The sequence below is a fragment of the Pseudoalteromonas sp. SR44-5 genome (assembly GCF_014163675.1).
Taxonomy (GTDB): Bacteria; Pseudomonadota; Gammaproteobacteria; order Enterobacterales; family Alteromonadaceae; genus Pseudoalteromonas; species Pseudoalteromonas rhizosphaerae.
In genome coordinates, this window is the sequence record NZ_JACJDT010000201.1 from 1 (window position 1) to 368 (window position 368).

1 protein-coding gene is annotated in these 368 nt (G+C 43.2%); it reads left to right on the plus strand.

What is annotated here, in order from left to right; translation table 11 throughout:
• On the plus strand, nucleotides 1–368 hold a 368-nt coding region (locus H5154_RS23235; protein ID WP_182719780.1), incomplete at both ends, for a hypothetical protein.

Genomic DNA, 368 nt, shown 5'->3' on the forward strand with positions numbered 1-368 from the left:
AATGAGCTCGGTAAGGCCAAAGACGCTTACAGCCAATCACGCACTGTTGTTGCTGCATTACCAGAATATGCACCACTGCTTTCCCCGTTAAACATTGAGGTCACTGATATACAAGCGACACAGGGTAAAGGCCAAGCCACCTTAATGTGGCTTAGCTTTACACAAGACAAAGAGTTTCCTGTCAATGGTGTACTCGCTATACCAACAAAAGGCGAGCCACAATTCTTTGATTTAACGGATTCGTTTGAACGGTTACTGACACTGCACGATGATTTAACTAAATTAATGTCAGGGCGAGGCTATCGTAAAAATGCAATGAGTTATAGTGATGCTGATATCCAAGGTGTTCTTGAACGTTATGCTGATGG